Here is a 16,959-nt window from a genome sequence, read left to right on the forward strand (position 1 = left end):
CCGGTTCCGCGGCCGGATGAGCGGACTTCGGCGGGCGGCCGGTAAGGTCGGCCGCCGAAGTGCGGAACCGGTCCAGCAGGAGGGCGCATGAAACGGCCGACCATCGCGGACATCGCGCGCAGCGCGGGCGTCTCGAAGGTCGCGGTGTCCTACGCCCTCAACGACCAGCCGGGCGTCTCCGAGCAGACCCGGGCGAAGATCAAGGCCATCGCGCGGGATGTGGGCTGGCGGCCGAGCAGCGCCGCGCGCGCCCTCAACGGCGCGAAGGCCGGCGCGGTGGGCCTGGTCGTGTGCCGGCCCGCCCGCACCCTCAGCGTCGAGCCGTTCTTCATGGAGCTGATCAGCGGCATCGAGTCCGAACTCGCGCCGCGATCCATCGCGCTCATGCTCCAGACCGTCACCAGCCACGACGACGAGATCGAGCTGTACCGCCGCTGGTGGGGCGAGGGCCGGGTGGACGGCGCGCTCCTCGTGGACCTGCACGACGACGACATCCGCGTACCGGCCTTCACGGCCATGGACCTGCCCGCCGTGGCACTGGGCCCGCCTGAGGCGGCCGGCGCGGTGCCCGCCGTCTGGTCCGACGACGGCGCGAGCATCCACGAGACCGTCGCCTATCTGGCGGCTCTCGGGCACCGGAACATCGCGCGCGTCGCGGGGCTGCCGAAGCTCGCGCACACGGCGGTGCGCGACGCCGCGTTCGGGGCGGGCTGCCGCGACGCCGGTCTGCCCGCGCCCGTCGTGGTGCACACGGACTACTCCGGCGACGAAGGGGCCCGGGCCACCCGCAAGCTCCTCATCGGCGCGGCACGCCCGTCGGCGATCGTCTACGACAACGACATCATGGCGGTCGCCGGCCTCTCCGTCGCACAGGAGCTGAACCTGGAGGTGCCGCGCGACCTGTCCCTGGTCGCCTGGGACGACTCCCCGTTCACTCAGGTCGTCCGCCCGCAACTCACCGCCCTGACAAGGGACATCGCCGAGTACGGGGCCTGCGCCGCGCGCACCCTGCTGGCCGCCGTCGACGGCGAACCCGACGAGAACAGCCAGGTCACCGCCGCCCGACTGGTCCCCAGGGCGAGCACGAGCCCACCGCGGCACACCTAGACGGAGCGACTCGGAGTACGGCTCAGGTCCGCGCCCGCGGCGCCGCCGGGGACGCGCGAGACGGTCGGTTGTTTCAACCACCACGCGGCGGCTACCCGTGCGGGACCGAAGGGAGGGGGTCCCCGTGACAGCCACGACCGTGCCCGCAGCCCCGTCGACGAGGGAGCGGGAGGAGCTGAGCCACCAGGACCTCGTCCGCTATCTGGAGGACCGCTTCGCCTGCGCGCAGGCTTGCGAGGACTGCGTACGCGCCTGCGCCATGCGCCAGGGCCCGGAGGCGTGCGCGGGCGGGCCCCGGCTCAACACCGCCTGCGCGGACGTGTGCGACGCGACGTCCCGCATCCTCGCCGAACAGGCGGACCAGGACGAGCAACGGATCCGCATGCAGGTCGAGTGGTGCCGCGAGATCTGTCTCCAGTGCGCCTCCCTCTGCGACCTCGACTCCACGTCGGCCCGCTGCGCCGACGCCTGCCGCCGCTGCGCGAAGGCGTGCGACGACTTCCTGACGACACTGGGCTGAGCATTCCTGACGACACTGGGCTGAGCACCGGAGTCTCCGCGGCCGCCGCAATCACGCGGCCACCGACTCGCCGGGAACCAGAACGGCTCTCCGTCCGACCACTGCACCAGAGCCCCGCGCACCCCGCGCGCACCACGCAGTGGAACGAGGTAGCAGCTGTATGCACTGGTACGAGGACGACGGATTCTGGTCGGACTTCTCCGAGACCATGTTCTCCGAGCGCAGGCGCGCGGAGGTCGAGACCTTGGTCACCGGGGCGCCGCTGCTCGACTTCCCGGCCGGCACCCGGGTGCTCGACCTGTGCTGCGGGCCCGGCCTCTATCTGGTGCCGCTGGCCCGCCGCGGCTGCGCGGTGACCGGGGTCGACCTCAGCGCGGCCATGCTGAAACAGGCCGAGGCGGCGTGCGCGGCCGCCGACGTCGACGTCAGGCTCGTGCGGGCGGACATGCTCACCCACGTCGAGCCGGAGACGTACGACGTGGTGCTCAACCTCTTCACCTCGTTCGGCTACTTCGACGACCCGCACGACAACGAGCGCGTGCTGCGCAACGCCCACGACTCCCTCGTACCGGGCGGACGGCTCCTCGTCGACGTGATGGGCAAGGAGGTCATCGCCGGCTGGATCGGCCGGCCGCAGCTCGTCGAACTCGACGGCGGGGCGTACGTCGTGCAGCGCGACACCATCCTGGACAGCTGGACCCGGCTGCGCACCGACTGGACGCTGGTCCGGGACGGGGAGGCGCGCGAGTCGTCCCTCACCTCCTTCCTCTACAGCGCGGCCGAGCTGCGCGCGCTCTTCGAGGCGGCCGGCTTCACCGACGTGCGCTGTTACGGCGACTTCGACGGCGGGCCCTACGACAACCACTCGAAGCGCCTGGTGGTGAGCGGCATCCGCCCCGAACTGCCCGCGAACACCCGGGAACTTTGACGCGGTCGCGGCCGACTACTGGTCGGTGGACGCAGTCGAGCCCGACGCGTCCGCCGACTCGCACGTGAACGAGGGGACTTCATGACCGAGGCCGCATCCGCGACGCCGACCCCGGGCCGCGCCGCCCGCTCGCGCGGCACACCACGCCCGGGACCCGAGGACCACCCCGCGGAGGACCGTCCCGCCGCGGGGCGCGGCCGGCTGCTGACCACGCTGGTTGCGCTCTCCGTGACGCTCGTGGTGTCCGTCCTGGCGGGCATCGCGCTGGGACCGACCGTCGTACCGCTCGGCGACGTCGTGCACTTCCTGACCGCGGCCCTCACCGGCGGCGGCATCGGGGCGGACGAGGTGACGGGTTACTCCATCGTCTGGCACGTGCGCACCCCGCGGGTGCTGCTCGCCGCGGTCGTGGGGGCCGGCCTCTCCGTCGTGGGCGTCGCCATCCAGGCGCTGGTGCGCAACGCCCTCGCTGACCCGTTCGTGCTGGGCATCTCGTCCGGGGCCTCGGTGGGAGCGACCGGGGTCGTCGTCTTCGGGATCTTCGCCGGGCTCGGCGTCTACGCCCTGTCGGCCGCCGCGTTCCTCGGGGCCCTCGGCGCGACGGTCCTCGTGTATCTGGCCGCGCGCGGTCCGACGGGGCTGACACCGCTGCGCCTCGTGCTGACCGGGGTGGCGCTGGCGTACGGCTTCCAGGCGTTGATGAGCGTCCTGGTGTTCCTCGCGCCGAACGGGCAGGCCGCGCGGACCGTGCTCTTCTGGCTCCTCGGCAGCCTAGGGTCGGCGACCTGGGAGTCCCTGCCCCTGGTCACCGCGGCGGTGCTGACCGCCGTCGTGGTGCTGCTGCGGCACAGCCGGTCCCTGGACGTGCTGTCGCTCGGCGACGAGACCGCGGCCAGCCTCGGCGTGGACGCGGACGCGCTGCGGCGCGGCCTCTTTGTGCTCACCGCGGCCGTCACCGGTCTCATCGTCGCGGTGAGCGGCGCGATCGGCTTCGTCGGCCTCGTCCTGCCCCACGTGGTGCGGATCTGGGTCGGCTCCACGCACCGGCGGGTGCTCGCCGTCGCGCCCCTCGCCGGGGCCTGCTTCATGGTCTGGGTCGACCTGGTGGCGCGTACGGCGTTCGCGCCCGAGGAGCTGCCGCTCGGCGTGATCACGGCGCTGATCGGGGTGCCGGTGTTCGTCGTCCTGATGCGCCGCCGCGGCTATCTGTTCGGAGGCCGGTGAATGGTCCTCTCCCTGCACGATCTGACCGTCGAGGCGGCCGGGCGCGCACTCGTCGACCGGCTGTGCCTCGACGTCGCCGCGGGTTCGGTCGTCGGGCTCGTCGGCCCCAACGGAAGCGGCAAGTCGACCGCTCTGCGCTGCGTCTACCGGGCACTGAAGCCGACGTCCGGAGCCGTCCTGCTCGACGGCACCGACCTGACGTCGCTGAAGCTGCGCGACAGCGCCCGCTCGATCGCCGCCCTCACCCAGGAGAGCCACACCGAACTCGACTTCACCGTCGAGGAGGTCGTCGCCCTCGGCCGCGCCCCGCACGCCCAGGGCAACCATCCGCTGACCGGCCACGAGCGGGAGCTGTGCCGCCAGGCCATGGACCGGCTGGACGTCTCCCACCTCGCGGACCGCAGCGTCCTGAGCCTCTCCGGCGGGGAGCGGCAGCGGGTGCTCGTCGCGCGTGCCCTGGCCCAGGAACCCCGCCTCCTCGTCCTCGACGAACCGACGAACCACCTCGACGTACGGCACCAGGTGGAGCTCCTGTCCTTCCTGCGCGGCTCCGGCCTGACCGTGCTGACCGCGCTGCACGACCTCAACCTGGCGGCCCAGGTCTGCGACCGCATCGCCGTGCTCGGCGGCGGCTGCCTGGTCTCATCGGGCGCCCCCGCCGAGGTCCTGACCCCGGAACTGGTGCGGAAGGTGTTCGGCGTCGACGCGGACGTCGTACCCCACCCGCGTACCGGAATCCCCCAACTGCTCTACGACCTCGCTCCGGCCCCCACCGCCATCCCGAACCCGACCGCCGTCCCCGCCCCCACCGAGCCCCTGGCTCCCGCTGAACCACCGGCCTCCGCCGACGCTTTCCCGGAAGGACCACACTCGTGACCAGACCACCGTTTCCCCGAGCCCTCGCCGCAGGGCTGCTGGCCACCGGGCTCGTGCTGACCGCCGGCTGCGGCGCCGAGGTCGAACAGAAGGCGGCGGACGGCAAGCCCGACACCGTCACCGTCTCCAACTGCGGCAAGGACGTCACGTACACCCGTCCCGAGCGGGCGGTCGCCTACGACGTGAGCGGCGCGGAGAAGATGTTCGCCCTGGGACTCGCGGGCCGTATGCGCGGATACGTCATGAACAAGCTCGGCGACCCCGCCATCAAGGGCTCGCCCTGGCGCGAGAAGTACACCGAGGTCGAGCGGCTCGGCACCGAGCGCATCACCCGGGAGATCGTCGTCGACGCCAACGCCGACTGGGTGCTCGCGGGCTGGAACTCCGGCTTCAGTGAGGAGCGCGGCATCACCCCCGCCCTGCTCGACAAGGTCGGCGTCGCCAGCTACCTGCACACGGAGACCTGCTGGGACTACGGCAAGAAGAACGCCGGTTACCGTGATGTGTCACCGCTCCAGGCGCTCTACACGGACCTGGACAACCTCGGCAAGATCTTCGGGGTCGAGAAGCGGGCCGACAAGCTCGTCGGCGACCTCAAGAACCGCGTCGCCGCGGTGAAGAAGACGTGGCCCGACAAGGGCGACCCGGCCAAGGTGTTCGTCTACGACTCGGGCACCGACCAGCCGTTCACCGCAGGCCGGCACGCCGCACCGGACAGCATCATCACCGCCGCGGGCGGCACCAATGTCTTCGGTGACCTCGAGAAGGGGTGGACGACGGTGGGCTGGGAGCCGGTCATCAAGGCCAAGCCCGACGTCATCGTGATCGTCGACTACGCGGACCAGCCCGCGAAGGAGAAGATCTCCTACCTCAAGTCGCTGCCGTCCCTGAAATCCGTCCCCGCGGTGAAGAACAACCGCTTCCACGTGATGTCGTACGGCGACGTCGTCAGCGGCCCGCGCAACGTCACGGGCGCCGAGGATCTGGGCCGCTACCTGCGCTCGGTCGGGCGGTGACGGCGACGTGACTCTCACACACCCCGCCGACAGCGCCGCCCCCGCGCCGGTCAGCACCGCGCCCGCCCCGGTCCACGACCACATCACCGACGCGATCAAAGCGCCCGACCTGCTGCGGCTCTCCGACAACGTCGTGCTCGCCCGCTTCGAGACCCTCAAGGTCTACGCCGCCCTCGGCGCGGTCCGCACGCTGCTGGAGCGCGGGACCGTGAAACCCGGCCAGACCCTCGTGGACAGCTCCAGCGGCATCTACGCACTGGCCCTGGCCATGGCCTGCCACCGCTACGGACTGAACTGCCACATCGTCGCCTCCACCACCGTCGACGCCACGATGCGCGCCCAACTGGAAGTCCTCGGCGCCACCGTGGACCAGATGCCGCCGTCGAAGGACCTGCGGCTCGACCAGGAGGGCCGGGTCGGGCGCGTCCGCCGGCTGATGGCCGAGCGGCCCGGCATGCACTGGATGCGGCAGTACCACGACGCCGTCCACTACACCGGCTACCGGGAGTTCGCCGCGCTCGTGGACCGCGCGCTGCCGGATGTGCCGCTGACCGTGGTGGGCGCCGTCGGCACCGGCTCCTCCAGCGGCGGCCTCGTCCAGGCGCTGCGCGGGCGCGGCCGCGACGTACGCCTGCTGGGCGTGCAGCCCTTCGGCAGCGTCACCTTCGGCAGCGAGGGGTTCAGCGACCCCGAGGCGATCATCGCCGGGATCGGCAGCTCCATCCCCTTCGACAACGTCCACCACGATCTCTACGACACCCTCCACTGGCTCGACTTCCGGCACGCCATGGCGGGCGCCGTGGGGCTGCTGCGGGAACACGCCGTGTTCGCCGGTCTCTCCACCGGCGCGGCCCACCTCGTCGCGGGCTGGGAGGCCGCCCGCGATCCCGGCCGCACGCACCTGGTCATCGGCGCCGACACCGGCCACCGCTACACCGACCGCGTCTTCGCCCGGCACCGCGAGGCCCTCGACCCGCGCACCCTGAAGCCGCACCAGATCGCCGACCTCGGCGACCTCGCCCCGCCCTGGTCGGCGATGGAGTGGAACCGGAGGCGGTACGACGTACGCCGACCGGCCGCACCGGCGCACCCGTCATCCGTACCGGCGCCCATGTCGTCTGTACCCGCGCCGCCCTCATCCGCACCCGCGCACCCGCCCGTACCCGCACAGCCGACGGCCCCGTTCGGCGTGCCGTCCCAGGAGGACCTGGCACCGTGACCATCGCCGCACTCGAAGCACTCACCTTCGGCCTGGGGCGCCTCGTCGAGGCGGCAGGGAACGCCGGTCACCGGCTCTGCCTGCTCACCGGCGACCGTGACGTCTACCGCCACGAACTCGCCCACCTCGACTCCGGGGCGCTCGACATCGTCGACCTCGACACCGACGACACCGCGGCCTGTGCCGCCGCCCTGGCGGCCGTGCCCGACCTGAAGGGGCTCATCAACTCGACCGACAGGTGGGGCGTCCCGGGCGCCGACCTCGCGGCCAAGTTCGGCCTGCCGGGACCGGACCCGAGCGCGGCCCGGCTGCTGCGCGACAAGAGCCGGGTGCGTGCCCTCCTCCATGAGCGGGGGCTGAGCCGCAGCGGTGCCGTCGACGTTCCCGCGGATGTCTCCGCGGCCGCCGACATCCTCCGTACAGTCGGTCTGCCCGCCATCCTGAAGGACTCCGCGGGCACCTCCTCCCGCAACGTCTGGCCCGTACGCGACGAGCGGCAGCTCCGTACGGCACTCGCCGAGGCGTCCCAACGCGCCTTCACTGGAAGGCTGTTCGCAGAAGGGTTCTTCTCCGGACCGGTCTACAGCGCGGAAACCCTCGGCTGGGAGGGCGAGACCAGGCTGCTCGGCGTCCTCAGCCGCCAGATGTCACCCGAGCCCTCCGTCCGCGAGGAGGCTGCGGCCTTCCCCGTCGCCTTCCCGCAGCCCGAACTCGCCCTGATCGAGAACTGGGTGGGGCGTGTGCTGGCTGCCGCGGGCCACGACAACGGCTTCGCACATGTCGAGTTCGTCCTCACCGCGGACGGCCCGGAGCTGGTGGAGATCAACCGCCGCATCGGCGGCGCGCTCGTCGGCGAGGCCCTGTGCCGCGCCCTGCGCACGAATGTCTACGACGCCATGGTCGACGTGGCGCTTGGCCGGCGCCCCGCGCTGCTGGACGCCGTCGCTGCCGGGCATCGCACTCCTGGCCCGGCCACGGCGTTCGTGCTCGTCTACCCCGACCGCCCCGGCACCCTCACCGGTTGGACCGGGCTCGACGGCCTTTCCGCCTTCCCCGGCTCGCCCGAGTGGTATCCCACCGCCGTCCCCGGCCGACGCGTGGAGCACCTGAGCGACCAACGCGGCTGCACCGGCATCCTCTTGGCCGAGGGCGACACCGCCGAGCTCGCCCTGCACCGGGCGCTCAGCGCCGCCGGGAGCATACGGCCGACCTTCGCTGCCGACGACCGGGGATGACGGAGGCGCCGTCGCGGAAGCCGCCCGGGCGGCCGGACTCCCGCCTCGCACGGTTCACGGAGCTCACCGGCCCGCAGTACTTCCTGCTGGCCGGTTCGTTCCTCATACCCCTGGGCAGCTTCGCCGTGCTGCCCTTCATGTCGGTCCTGCTGCACGAACGGCTTGGCATGGGGCTCGGCACCGTCGGTGCGGTGCTCGCCGTCGCGTCGTTCGTGCAGTTCTCCGGCGGTGTCGTCGGTGCCGCCATCGCCGAACGCATCGGCCTGCAGCGCACCATGCTGCTCGCGCTGCTGGTCCGCACCGCCGGCTTCGCCGCCTTCCTGCCGGGACTGAGCCGACCGGCGGCGGCGATCACCGCGCTGTTCCTCGTCTCCTGCGGGGCCGCGCTCTATCTGCCCGCCAACAAGGCGTACTTGGTGCACGACGTGGGGGAGATACGCCGCCCGCTGCTGCTGTCCGCGAGCAGCTCCGCCCTCAACGCCGGGATCGCGCTGGGCCCCATAGCCGCCGCGCCGTTCATACTCACGGCTTCGGCAGGGCTCTTCACCGCCGTGACGGTCCTTTTCGCGCTGATCACGGCGGGGCACGCGCTGCTGCCCGTGGAGACGCCGGACGACGGGCGGAAAGCGGCAGAGGGGGCAGGTGCGGGGCAGGTAGGTGTGGAGCAGCCAGGCGGAGAGCGCACGGGTGGCGGGCCGCACCCGCCGTCCCTCCTGTCCCTCCCCTTCGCGATCACCGTGCTGAGCGTGTACGTCTTCATGTTCTTCCAGCACTACCTCGCGATCTACGTGGTGGGCAGGACCTCAACGCTCTTCTACAGCCTCGTCCTCGCGCTCTACGCCCTGCTGCTCGTCGTCACCCAGCCCCTCCTGTCGGACTGGATAGCCGACCTGCCCTACCCCCGCGCCCTGCGCGTCGGCTTCACGGCGCTGGCCACCGGCATGGCCGCTCTAGCCCTCGGCCACCCCGCCGCCATCCTGGCCGGAGCCCTGCTCATCTGCCTCGGCGAGGTCGTCCTCTTCCTCAAGAACGACCTCGAAGCCCTGGCCGGGTCCGCCCGTTCACCCGCTGTGGTCTTCGGCCGCCAGCGCATGGCGGCCGGAATCGGCGCGTTCGCCAGCGGCATCGCGGGAGGCGAGGGCTATGCCTGGGCCGAACGCGCCGGCCACGCGAGCCTCTTCTGGCTGGCGGTCGCCCTCCAGTGCGCGCTGCTGCCCCCGCTGCTGATCCGAACCCTGCGCCGCCTCCGTCCCGCAGGGGGTCCTTCGCAGAGCTGAGCACCGCCCATTCCCTATTTCTGCAACGGGTTCTACTGTGTGCGCCGTCAGGTCGGGACCGAGCGATCCGAGCCGGCGGAACGATCCGAGCAGTGAGCCAGTAGAGCCTGGAGGGGCCGTGCATCTCGAATACACGCCTGAACAGCAGCAGTTGCGCACCGAACTGCGCGCGTACTTCGCCGAACTGGTGCCGGACAATTCCTATGCGCGCTACGGCGAACCGGCCGCTCAGAAACGGTTCTACCGGAAGACCATCCGGCGCCTGGGGACGGACGGGTGGCTCGGGGTCGGCTGGCCGGAGGAGTACGGCGGCCGCGGGCTCTCGCCCATGGAACAGTTCATCTTCTTCGACGAGGCGGCGCAGGCGGGCGTCCCGCTGCCCCTCATGGCCCTCAACACCGTCGGCCCGACCATCATGCAGTTCGGCACGGACGAGCAGAAGGCGTACTTCCTGCCCCGGATCCTCTCCGGTGAACTCGACTTCGCCATCGGCTACAGCGAACCCGACGCCGGCACGGACCTCGCCTCGCTGAAGACCAAGGCGGTCAGGGAAGGCGACGAGTACGTCGTCAACGGGCAGAAGATCTGGACCACCAACGGCGACACCGCGGACTGGGTCTGGCTCGCCGTCCGCACCGCCACACCCGAAGAAGGCGTCCCGCTCCACAAGGGCATCACCATGCTCCTGGTCCCGACGAACGACCCGGGCTACTCCTGCACCCTCATCAACACACTCGCCTCGCACGACACCACCGCCAGCTACTACGAGAACGTCCGCGTCCCCGTCTCCCGTCGCGTCGGCGAGGAGAACAAGGGCTGGCGCCTGATCACCAACCAGCTCAACCACGAGCGCGTCACTCTCGCCGCCCACGGCACCATGGCCATCCGGTCCCTCCACAACGTGCAGCGCTGGGCCATGGACACGAAGCTGGCGGACGGCCGCCGTGTCATCGACCTCGCCTGGGTCCGCGGGCGGCTCGCCATGACCCACACCAAGCTCGACGCGATGAAGCTTCTCAACTGGCAGATGGTGAACGCCGTCCAGGAAGGCACCCTCACCCCGCAGGACGCCTCCGCCGTCAAGGTCTACGGCTCCGAGGCGCGCCGCGACGCGTACGCCTGGCTCATGGAGGTCGTCGGCGCGGCCGGCGCCCTGAAGGAGGGATCGGCGGGCGCGGTCCTCCACGGCGAGCTGGAACGCGGCTACCGCTCGGCGGTGATCTTCACGTTCGGCGGCGGGAACAACGAGATCCAGCGCGAGATCATCTCCTGGATCGGCCTGGGAATGCCGCGAGTACGTCGTTGATGCCGCGTCGCTAGTGCGTCGCTGGAGAGGGCTCCGTAAGGCGCGCCACCCTTGCTCCGCCGTCCGGCCGAGCGGCTAATCTTCGTACGCATGACCGATTCTCAAACCCGCGGCCGGATGGTGGGTGGCCTCGCGAGACCCTCGTCCCGCTCCCACCGCGTCTTATGGTTCGCCGCAGGCGCCACCGCGTCCTTGCTCCTCGCCGATCTCGCCACGCGCGCGTACAACCACTACGACCCCATCCCGACCGTCCGCAGGCTGGTGAACGTGGACGTCGAGGCCAACCTCGCCACCTGGTGGAACAGCACACTGCTGCTGGCCGTCGCCGGCATGGCGCTGACCGCCGCGCTGCTCAGCGGGCGCGGGGCGCGCCCCGGGCGGCTGTCCTGGCTGGGGCTCGCCGCCGCGACGGCGCTGCTCAGCATCGACGAGACGGTCTCGTGGCACGAGCGGCTCGGTGAGGTCGGCCGGTCGTGGAAGGAGTGGGCCGGGGGTTCGCTGCCCACGCACGCCTGGGTGTTGCCAGGCGCGGTCCTCGCGGTGGCAGGCACTGTGTGTGCCGTGGTGTGGGCGCGGAAGCTTCCGCGTGACCTGCGATACGGGCTGCTGGGCGCCCTCGCGGTCTATCTGGGCGGGGCGTTGGTGACCGAGGCGTTCAACGGGTGGGCGCTCGACGGCGGTCACAGCACAGTCCTCATGCTGGGAACCCTCGTGGAGGAGGGCCTGGAGATGGGCGGTTGCCTCGTCGCCCTCGCCGCCCTCAGCCGTTACGTGGTGTTGGAACACACCCCGGCGACGGGCCGCGCGGCGATCCGGCTCCGGGACGGCTAACCCGCAAAACGCCGCCCCACTCCGGGGAGTCCGCCGTCACACTTCGGTACGGCGCAGCGAGGCAGGCGTACGTCCTATGAACTCCCGTGCCGTACGGGCCAGGTGAGCCTGGTCGGCGAAGCCCGCGGTGGCCGCGGCCAGGGCGGCGGTCGAATCCGGCAGTTCGGCGACGGCCGTGCGGAGCCGGCCCCATCGGCGCAGGTGGGCGAGTGCGATGCCCACGTCTCGCCGGACCAGGGCGCGCAGCCGCGGGGCCGACACGCCGACCTCGTCGGCGACGGACACGAGGGGCATGTCCGGATCGTGCGACGTGCACAGGTGCAGGGCGTGAGCGACTCTCGGGTCGAGCCGTGCGAGCGGGGCAGGGCGCCCGGCGAGGGACCTCAACTCGGCGTAACCGGCGGCCACATCCGCGCCGGGTCCGGGCCCGTCGGAACCGGTGGTGGTGCCGAGTGCGGCGAGCAGGCGACGGACCTCGCCGGCATCGAGCCGAATCGGCCCCGGGCATGAGGGCAGCAGCCAGGAGTCGATGAACAGGGCGATGTAGGGCGAGGTCGACACGCAACTGTGGACCAGTTGGGGCGGGACGATCAGCCCCGGCGCCGCCACCACGGGCCGTCCCGGCGAGCGGAGTTCGGCGTGGCCGCCGATCGACAGCACGGCCTTCCATGCGGGCAGCTGGTGCTGGGCGACGCGGAACGGACGCGACTCCGCGAACATCGTCGCCTCGTCGCCGGAGGCGAAGACGACGCGGCGATCGTTTTGTTCAAGTGCCCAGGCACGAGGTGAGTGGATCATCGTGCCCCGCACGCTACCGCTGCCGTCAGGTCGGCAGCCCTCCCGGTCGTGCCCGTACTCCCAGAGGAAGTCATGCCATGAGTCATCGCCTGGTCATCGTGGGCGCTGGTTACGCCGGTGTGTCGGCGGCCCGACGCCTCGCCCGCAAGCTGCGCGGCAGCGATGTCACCATCACGCTGGTCAATGCCTCGGACCGGTTCGTGGAGCGGGTCCGGCTCCATCAACTGGCCGCAGGGCAGCGGGCGGTGGCGCCGTCGTTGCGTCAACTGCTCAGCGGTACGCCGGTCCGGTTGGCCGTCGGACGCGTGACGACGATCGACACGACCGACCGGACCGTGGTCATGGACCGCGCGCCCGGAACGATCGGCTACGACACGTTGGTGTACGCGGTGGGCAGCCTGGCACGGCTCGACGACGTCCCGGGGACAGCCGAGCACGCGTACACCGTAGCCACTCCTGAGGAGGCGACGCGGTTGCGGGACAGGGTCGCCGAGATCGGGTCAGGCGGCACGGTCGCGGTGGTCGGGGGAGGGCTGACCGGCCTGGAGACGGCCTCCGAGCTGGCTGAAAGCCACCCAGGGCTGCGCGTGCGGCTCTTCACCGAGGCCGATGAGGTCGGGTCCGGGCTCACGCCGCGTGCCCGCACCCACCTGCGGCGTGCTCTGCGGCGACTCGACGTATCGGTCCATACCAGGACCCTTGTCGCGGCAGTGCGGGAGGACGGCCTGGACACCCGCGACGGCGCCCCGTTCGCCGCGGACGCGGTGGTGTGGACGACCGGATTCCGTGCGCCGGAGCTGGCACGCGCGGCGGGGTTCGCGACGGACGAGAGCGGACGGATGCTCGTCGACGCGACCCTGCGCTCGGTCTCGCACCCCGACGTGTACGCCATCGGCGACGCGGCGGCCGGCCTCTCGGTGGACGGGACACCGAGCCGCATGTCCTGCCAGGCGGCCCTGCCCATGGGCCGAGGCGTGGCCGAAGTCATCGCGGCGCGGCTGACAGGCAAGGAACCGGAGCCCGTCCGGATCGGCTACACCTTCACCAACATCAGCCTCGGCAGACGCGACGGCGTCGTCCAGTTCACCCGCGCCGACGACAGCCCGCGCAGGTTCGTCCTGACAGGACGCGCCGCAGCAACTTTCAAGGAAGCGATAGTGCGCAGCACGGTCCGCTCCGGCCCCCGCAACGGGTCAAGCACCTCGCAGAGCAATCCCACAGGCGTGCGATAGGTTCCCCGCCATGCCCGAACCCGCACCCGTCACCTGGCCACCTGCCGCCCCACTCAGAACCGAGCGCCTCGTGCTCCGGCAGTCGGAGGCCCGGGACCGCCCGGCGTTCGTCGAGCTGTTCGCCTCGCCGGAGGTGAACACCTACGGCGGTGGCCCTCGACCACGTGACGAGCTGGAACGCGCGATGCCTGAGGTGCCCGGGCGGCGCCCCGGCTTTTTCGTGGTCGAGCTCGCCGGAGCCATGATCGGTACGGTCATGCTCGACCGGCACGACGCGAGCCGTCCGGGGCACGTCCGTCCGGATGTCGGGGAGACCGAACTCGGCTATCTGTTCCTGCCGGAGGCGTGGGGACACGGGTACGCCGCCGAGGCGTGCGCGGCGGCGCTCGGCTGGTTCGCGGGCGAGTGTCCCGGCAGGTCGGTGGTGCTGCGTACCCAGATCGCCAATGAGCGGTCGATGCGGGTCGCGGCGAAGTTGGGGTTCACCGAGGTGGAGCGGTACGAGGACTACGGCGCCGAGCAGTGGTTCGGTGTGTGGTCGTCGGCCGCGCCGCCCGGGTGACTCGGTTCGTCGACGGGGCGGTCGAGGTCCCGGGCCCGGCGGCGCCCGTGCCTCACATGTTCCGGGCGCCCTCCCTCACCGCTTCGCGGATGCGGAAATACGTGCCGCAGCGGCAGATGTTGCGGATGTCGTCGAGGTCCGCGTCGGTGACCTGGCGGCCTTCCTGCGTGACGCGGGTGACCAGGGCGACGGCGGCCATGATCTGGCCGGGCTGGCAGTAGCCGCACTGGGCCACGTCCTGGTCGAGCCAGGCCTGCTGCATCGGGTGCAGGTCCGCGTCGACCGTGGCCGGGAGGCCTTCGATCGTCGTGACCTCGTCGGTCGGGCGCAGGTCCTTGACCGGGATGGCGCAGGGGTTCGCGGCCTTGCCGTTGATGTGGCTGGTGCAGGCCTTGCAGACGTTGATGCCGCAGCCGTACTTGGGCCCGGTGACGCCCAGGACGTCGCGCAGCACCCACAGCAGCCGTACGTCGTCGGCGACGTCGACCGTGACCTGCTCGCCGTTGAGTCGGAAGGTGTGCTCGGGCACGGGGGTCTCCTGGTGGTCAGCGGACGTGGTCCAAGCCGTCGGTGGGGGACTGGGGGACGGGCGGTACGGTCGGTTTGGGTACGAAGGAGAGCGTGCCGTGGTTGATCGGGAAGGTGGTCGGCATCGTGCCCGTCACCCGGCCGTACGCGCAGGCGACCGCGGCCGTCGACGCCGCGACACCGAGCTCGCCGGCACCGCCCGGCTTGCCGGTCGTGGTCGGCATCACGATGATCTCCAGCTCGGGCGGGGTGTTCCACTGCCGGGTGTAGAAGTAGTTGTCCCAGCTGGCCTCCAGGAAGTATCCGTCGCGCAGGTGCAGGCTCGACGTCAGGGTCAGGGCGATGCCGTCCATGAGGCAGCCCATCATCTGCGCCTCAAGGCCGCGTGGGTTGACGGCGAGTCCGACGTCCACGGCGATGACGGCCTTCGTGACGCGCGGTCCGGTCACACCGTCGCGAATGGGCCGGTTGACGGTCTCCGGCCGGCAGTCGATCTCCACGAGCACCGCACTCGTGGCGTGATACTCGGAGTGCACGGCGATGCCCTGCGCGGTGTCGGCAGGCATCGGCCGGCCCCACTTCCCCACCTCGGCGGCCTTCTCCAGCACCGCTCGCGTGCGGTCGTCGCGGAGGAAGTCCCTGCGGAACGTGAAGGGGTCCTTGCCCATCTTCGCGGCGAGCCTGTCGACGATGAGCTCCCGGGCACAGGTGACGTCGGGGGAGTACACGTTGCGCATGCTGCCCGTGTTGAAGCCCTTGTCGGTCTCGCTGAGCAGTCGGCTGTGCACGCCGAAGTCGTACGGCATCGACTGGGAGAGGTGGAAGAACGTCTGGGAGAAACCGATGTCGCCCACCGGCAGCTTCGCCGCCATCGCGGTGAAGAGCTCGCCGAGACCGTGCCCGAGGTCCGTGGAGACACTGGTGTGCCGCTGCTTGTAGCCGAGCACGGTGTCACCCGCGTACGCGACGCGCACCCGTGAGGTGGCCATGGGGTGCGTGCGCCCCTGGCGCGAGTCGTCGGCGCGGTGCCACATCAGCTTGACCGGCTTGCCGAACTCCTTGGAGATCTCGGCGGCCTCCAGCGCGGCGTCGAAGAACAGCTTCCGCCCGAAGGAGCCACCGCCTTCGGTGACATGCACGGTGACCGCGCTCTGCGGAAGCCCGAGCCGGACGGCGATGGCCTGCTTGGCGACGATCGGCGCCTTGAGGGCGGACCAGATCTCGGCCCGGCCCGGACGCACGTCGGCTATCGCGCAGTTGGGTTCGAGCGCGCTGTTGCTGCGGAAGTGGAAGGTGAACGAGGCCTCGACCGACGGCGTCACGGGCGGCAGTCCGAGCGGCAGCTCGGCCGCCCGCAACTCCTTGAGCACCGTCTCGTCCGACTTTCCTGCCGCACTGCCGGGTTTCCACGCCACGCGCAGGGCCCGTACGGCGTCGATGCACTGGCCGAAGGTCCGCGCGCGCACCGCGACCCCGGTGGAGATCACCGCGGCGTCGGTGACGCCCGGCATGGCCCGTACCTCCTGGAGGTTGGCCACCGAACCGACCTTGCCGTTGAGGGTCGGCGGGCGGCACACCATGGTCGGCAGGGCGTCCGGCACGTCGAGGTCCATCGTGAACTTCTTGCGTCCGGTGACCGCGGCGAGCGCGTCGACACGGTTGTGCGGCCGCCCGATGACGGTGAACCGCTCACGCTCCTTGAGCTCCACGGACATCCGCCGCGGGCTGCGGCTCGCCGCCTTCCCGGCCAGCTCCCCGATGCCGACCCGCCCGCCCGCGCGGTCGGTGACGACACCGGCCTTCAGCGTGAGATCCCCGACGGCCGCGCCCAGCTCGACCGCCGCGGCGTCGAGGAGCCGCCGCCGGGCGACGGCCGCCGCCACGCGGATCGGGGTGTACGTCGAGATGGTCGTGTTGGACGCGCCGGTGAGCTGGTTGAACACCAGCTCGGGGCGCGCTTCGGCCAGCGTGACCCGGACCCGGTCCACCGGTACGTCCAGTTCCTCGGCGATCAGCATGGCCGTCGACGTCGTGATGCCCTGCCCGACCTCGGCCCGCGGCAGCGCGAACGACACGGTGCCGTCCCCGCCGACCTCGACCGTGATCAGGTGCGAGGTCGGCAGGGCCGCCGCGGTCATCACGTCGTTCAGATCGACCAGCTCGGTGACGTCCGGCGACGGCACCGCGGCCGCTGCTTCGGACACGAGCGGGGCCGCGGTCACCAGGGTCGGGGCGGCAAGTACGTAACCGAGGAAGCGACGCCGCCCGAGGCCGGGCGTGCTCGACTGCGATTCACCCAT

16 protein-coding genes are annotated in these 16,959 nt (G+C 71.4%); 13 read left to right on the forward strand and 3 right to left on the reverse strand.

Annotated elements, in window-relative coordinates; all coding sequences use genetic code 11:
• Positions 1-87: 87 nt before the first annotated feature.
• The 11 genes from ACZ56E_RS03715 to ACZ56E_RS03765 all read left to right on the forward strand — a co-directional run bounded on the left by ACZ56E_RS03715 (position 88) and on the right by ACZ56E_RS03765 (position 11,539).
• Positions 88-1,107 (forward strand): LacI family DNA-binding transcriptional regulator, encoded by a 1,020-nt coding sequence (locus tag ACZ56E_RS03715; RefSeq protein ID WP_471210622.1) that lies wholly within the window; start codon positions 88-90, stop codon positions 1,105-1,107.
• A gap of 124 nt (positions 1,108-1,231) precedes the next feature.
• Positions 1,232-1,627: a four-helix bundle copper-binding protein gene (locus tag ACZ56E_RS03720; RefSeq protein WP_471210625.1), complete on the forward strand. Its 396-nt coding sequence runs from the start codon at positions 1,232-1,234 to the stop codon at positions 1,625-1,627.
• A gap of 160 nt (positions 1,628-1,787) precedes the next feature.
• Positions 1,788-2,555 (forward strand): class I SAM-dependent methyltransferase, encoded by a 768-nt coding sequence (locus ACZ56E_RS03725; protein WP_471210627.1) that lies wholly within the window; start codon positions 1,788-1,790, stop codon positions 2,553-2,555.
• Between the two features lie 81 nt (positions 2,556-2,636).
• Complete coding sequence (locus tag ACZ56E_RS03730) at positions 2,637-3,779, forward strand: FecCD family ABC transporter permease (protein WP_471210629.1); 1,143 nt, start codon at positions 2,637-2,639, stop codon at positions 3,777-3,779.
• On the forward strand, positions 3,780-4,655 hold the full coding sequence (locus ACZ56E_RS03735) for an ABC transporter ATP-binding protein (protein ID WP_471210632.1): 876 nt from the start codon (positions 3,780-3,782) through the stop codon (positions 4,653-4,655).
• On the forward strand, positions 4,652-5,671 hold the full coding sequence (locus tag ACZ56E_RS03740) for an ABC transporter substrate-binding protein (RefSeq protein ID WP_471210633.1): 1,020 nt from the start codon (positions 4,652-4,654) through the stop codon (positions 5,669-5,671). The genes ACZ56E_RS03735 and ACZ56E_RS03740 overlap by 4 nt, the downstream gene beginning before the upstream one ends.
• Positions 5,672-5,678: 7 nt before the next feature.
• Complete coding sequence (locus tag ACZ56E_RS03745) at positions 5,679-6,890, forward strand: pyridoxal-phosphate dependent enzyme (protein WP_471210635.1); 1,212 nt, start codon at positions 5,679-5,681, stop codon at positions 6,888-6,890.
• Complete coding sequence (locus ACZ56E_RS03750; protein WP_471210638.1) at positions 6,887-8,125, forward strand: ATP-grasp domain-containing protein; 1,239 nt, start codon at positions 6,887-6,889, stop codon at positions 8,123-8,125. Before ACZ56E_RS03745 ends, ACZ56E_RS03750 begins: the two co-directional genes overlap by 4 nt.
• A complete protein-coding gene (locus tag ACZ56E_RS03755; RefSeq protein ID WP_471210639.1) occupies positions 8,122-9,402 on the forward strand; it encodes an MFS transporter in 1,281 nt (426 codons plus the stop codon). The genes ACZ56E_RS03750 and ACZ56E_RS03755 overlap by 4 nt, the downstream gene beginning before the upstream one ends.
• Before the next feature lie 118 nt (positions 9,403-9,520).
• Positions 9,521-10,708, forward strand: coding sequence for an acyl-CoA dehydrogenase family protein (locus ACZ56E_RS03760; RefSeq protein ID WP_471210642.1), 1,188 nt, complete (start codon positions 9,521-9,523; stop codon positions 10,706-10,708).
• Between the two features lie 90 nt (positions 10,709-10,798).
• The gene (locus tag ACZ56E_RS03765; RefSeq protein WP_471210645.1) at positions 10,799-11,539 is read left to right on the forward strand and encodes a hypothetical protein; all 741 of its coding nucleotides are present in this window, start codon (positions 10,799-10,801) and stop codon (positions 11,537-11,539) included.
• A gap of 36 nt (positions 11,540-11,575) precedes the next feature.
• On the opposite strand, the gene ACZ56E_RS03770 is transcribed toward ACZ56E_RS03765, so the two are convergent.
• Positions 11,576-12,337, reverse strand: coding sequence for a helix-turn-helix domain-containing protein (locus ACZ56E_RS03770; protein WP_471210647.1), 762 nt, complete (start codon positions 12,335-12,337; stop codon positions 11,576-11,578).
• A 77-nt stretch (positions 12,338-12,414) separates the two neighbouring features.
• On the opposite strand from ACZ56E_RS03770, the gene ACZ56E_RS03775 reads away from it, so the two are divergent.
• Together ACZ56E_RS03775 and ACZ56E_RS03780 are read left to right on the forward strand one after the other, a co-directional pair.
• Complete coding sequence (locus ACZ56E_RS03775; protein ID WP_471210649.1) at positions 12,415-13,569, forward strand: NAD(P)/FAD-dependent oxidoreductase; 1,155 nt, start codon at positions 12,415-12,417, stop codon at positions 13,567-13,569.
• A 10-nt stretch (positions 13,570-13,579) separates the two neighbouring features.
• Positions 13,580-14,131: a GNAT family N-acetyltransferase gene (locus ACZ56E_RS03780; RefSeq protein WP_471210652.1), complete on the forward strand. Its 552-nt coding sequence runs from the start codon at positions 13,580-13,582 to the stop codon at positions 14,129-14,131.
• Between the two features lie 52 nt (positions 14,132-14,183).
• Here the strand turns inward: ACZ56E_RS03780 and ACZ56E_RS03785 are convergent, their stop codons facing one another.
• Together ACZ56E_RS03785 and ACZ56E_RS03790 are read right to left on the reverse strand one after the other, a co-directional pair.
• Positions 14,184-14,660: a (2Fe-2S)-binding protein gene (locus ACZ56E_RS03785; RefSeq protein ID WP_471210654.1), complete on the reverse strand. Its 477-nt coding sequence runs from the start codon at positions 14,658-14,660 to the stop codon at positions 14,184-14,186.
• A gap of 16 nt (positions 14,661-14,676) precedes the next feature.
• Positions 14,677-16,959 (reverse strand): molybdopterin cofactor-binding domain-containing protein, encoded by a 2,283-nt coding sequence (locus ACZ56E_RS03790; RefSeq protein ID WP_471210658.1) that lies wholly within the window; start codon positions 16,957-16,959, stop codon positions 14,677-14,679.

Source organism: Streptomyces sp. NPDC039480 (assembly GCF_055597165.1).

Bases quoted from the DNA above. Each gene is read 5' to 3' on its own strand.
- ACZ56E_RS03715 (WP_471210622.1), top strand. From the start codon at position 88: ATGAAACGGCCGACCATCGCGGACATCGCGCGCAGCGCGGGCGTCTCG.
- ACZ56E_RS03725 (WP_471210627.1), top strand. From the start codon at position 1,788: ATGCACTGGTACGAGGACGACGGATTCTGGTCGGACTTCTCCGAGACC.
- ACZ56E_RS03730 (WP_471210629.1), top strand. From the start codon at position 2,637: ATGACCGAGGCCGCATCCGCGACGCCGACCCCGGGCCGCGCCGCCCGC.
- ACZ56E_RS03735 (WP_471210632.1), top strand. From the start codon at position 3,780: ATGGTCCTCTCCCTGCACGATCTGACCGTCGAGGCGGCCGGGCGCGCA.
- ACZ56E_RS03755 (WP_471210639.1), top strand. From the start codon at position 8,122: ATGACGGAGGCGCCGTCGCGGAAGCCGCCCGGGCGGCCGGACTCCCGC.
- ACZ56E_RS03765 (WP_471210645.1), top strand. From the start codon at position 10,799: ATGACCGATTCTCAAACCCGCGGCCGGATGGTGGGTGGCCTCGCGAGA.
- ACZ56E_RS03770 (WP_471210647.1), bottom strand. From the start codon at position 12,337: ATGATCCACTCACCTCGTGCCTGGGCACTTGAACAAAACGATCGCCGC.
- ACZ56E_RS03775 (WP_471210649.1), top strand. From the start codon at position 12,415: ATGAGTCATCGCCTGGTCATCGTGGGCGCTGGTTACGCCGGTGTGTCG.
- ACZ56E_RS03780 (WP_471210652.1), top strand. From the start codon at position 13,580: ATGCCCGAACCCGCACCCGTCACCTGGCCACCTGCCGCCCCACTCAGA.
- ACZ56E_RS03790 (WP_471210658.1), bottom strand. From the start codon at position 16,959: ATGGGTGAATCGCAGTCGAGCACGCCCGGCCTCGGGCGGCGTCGCTTC.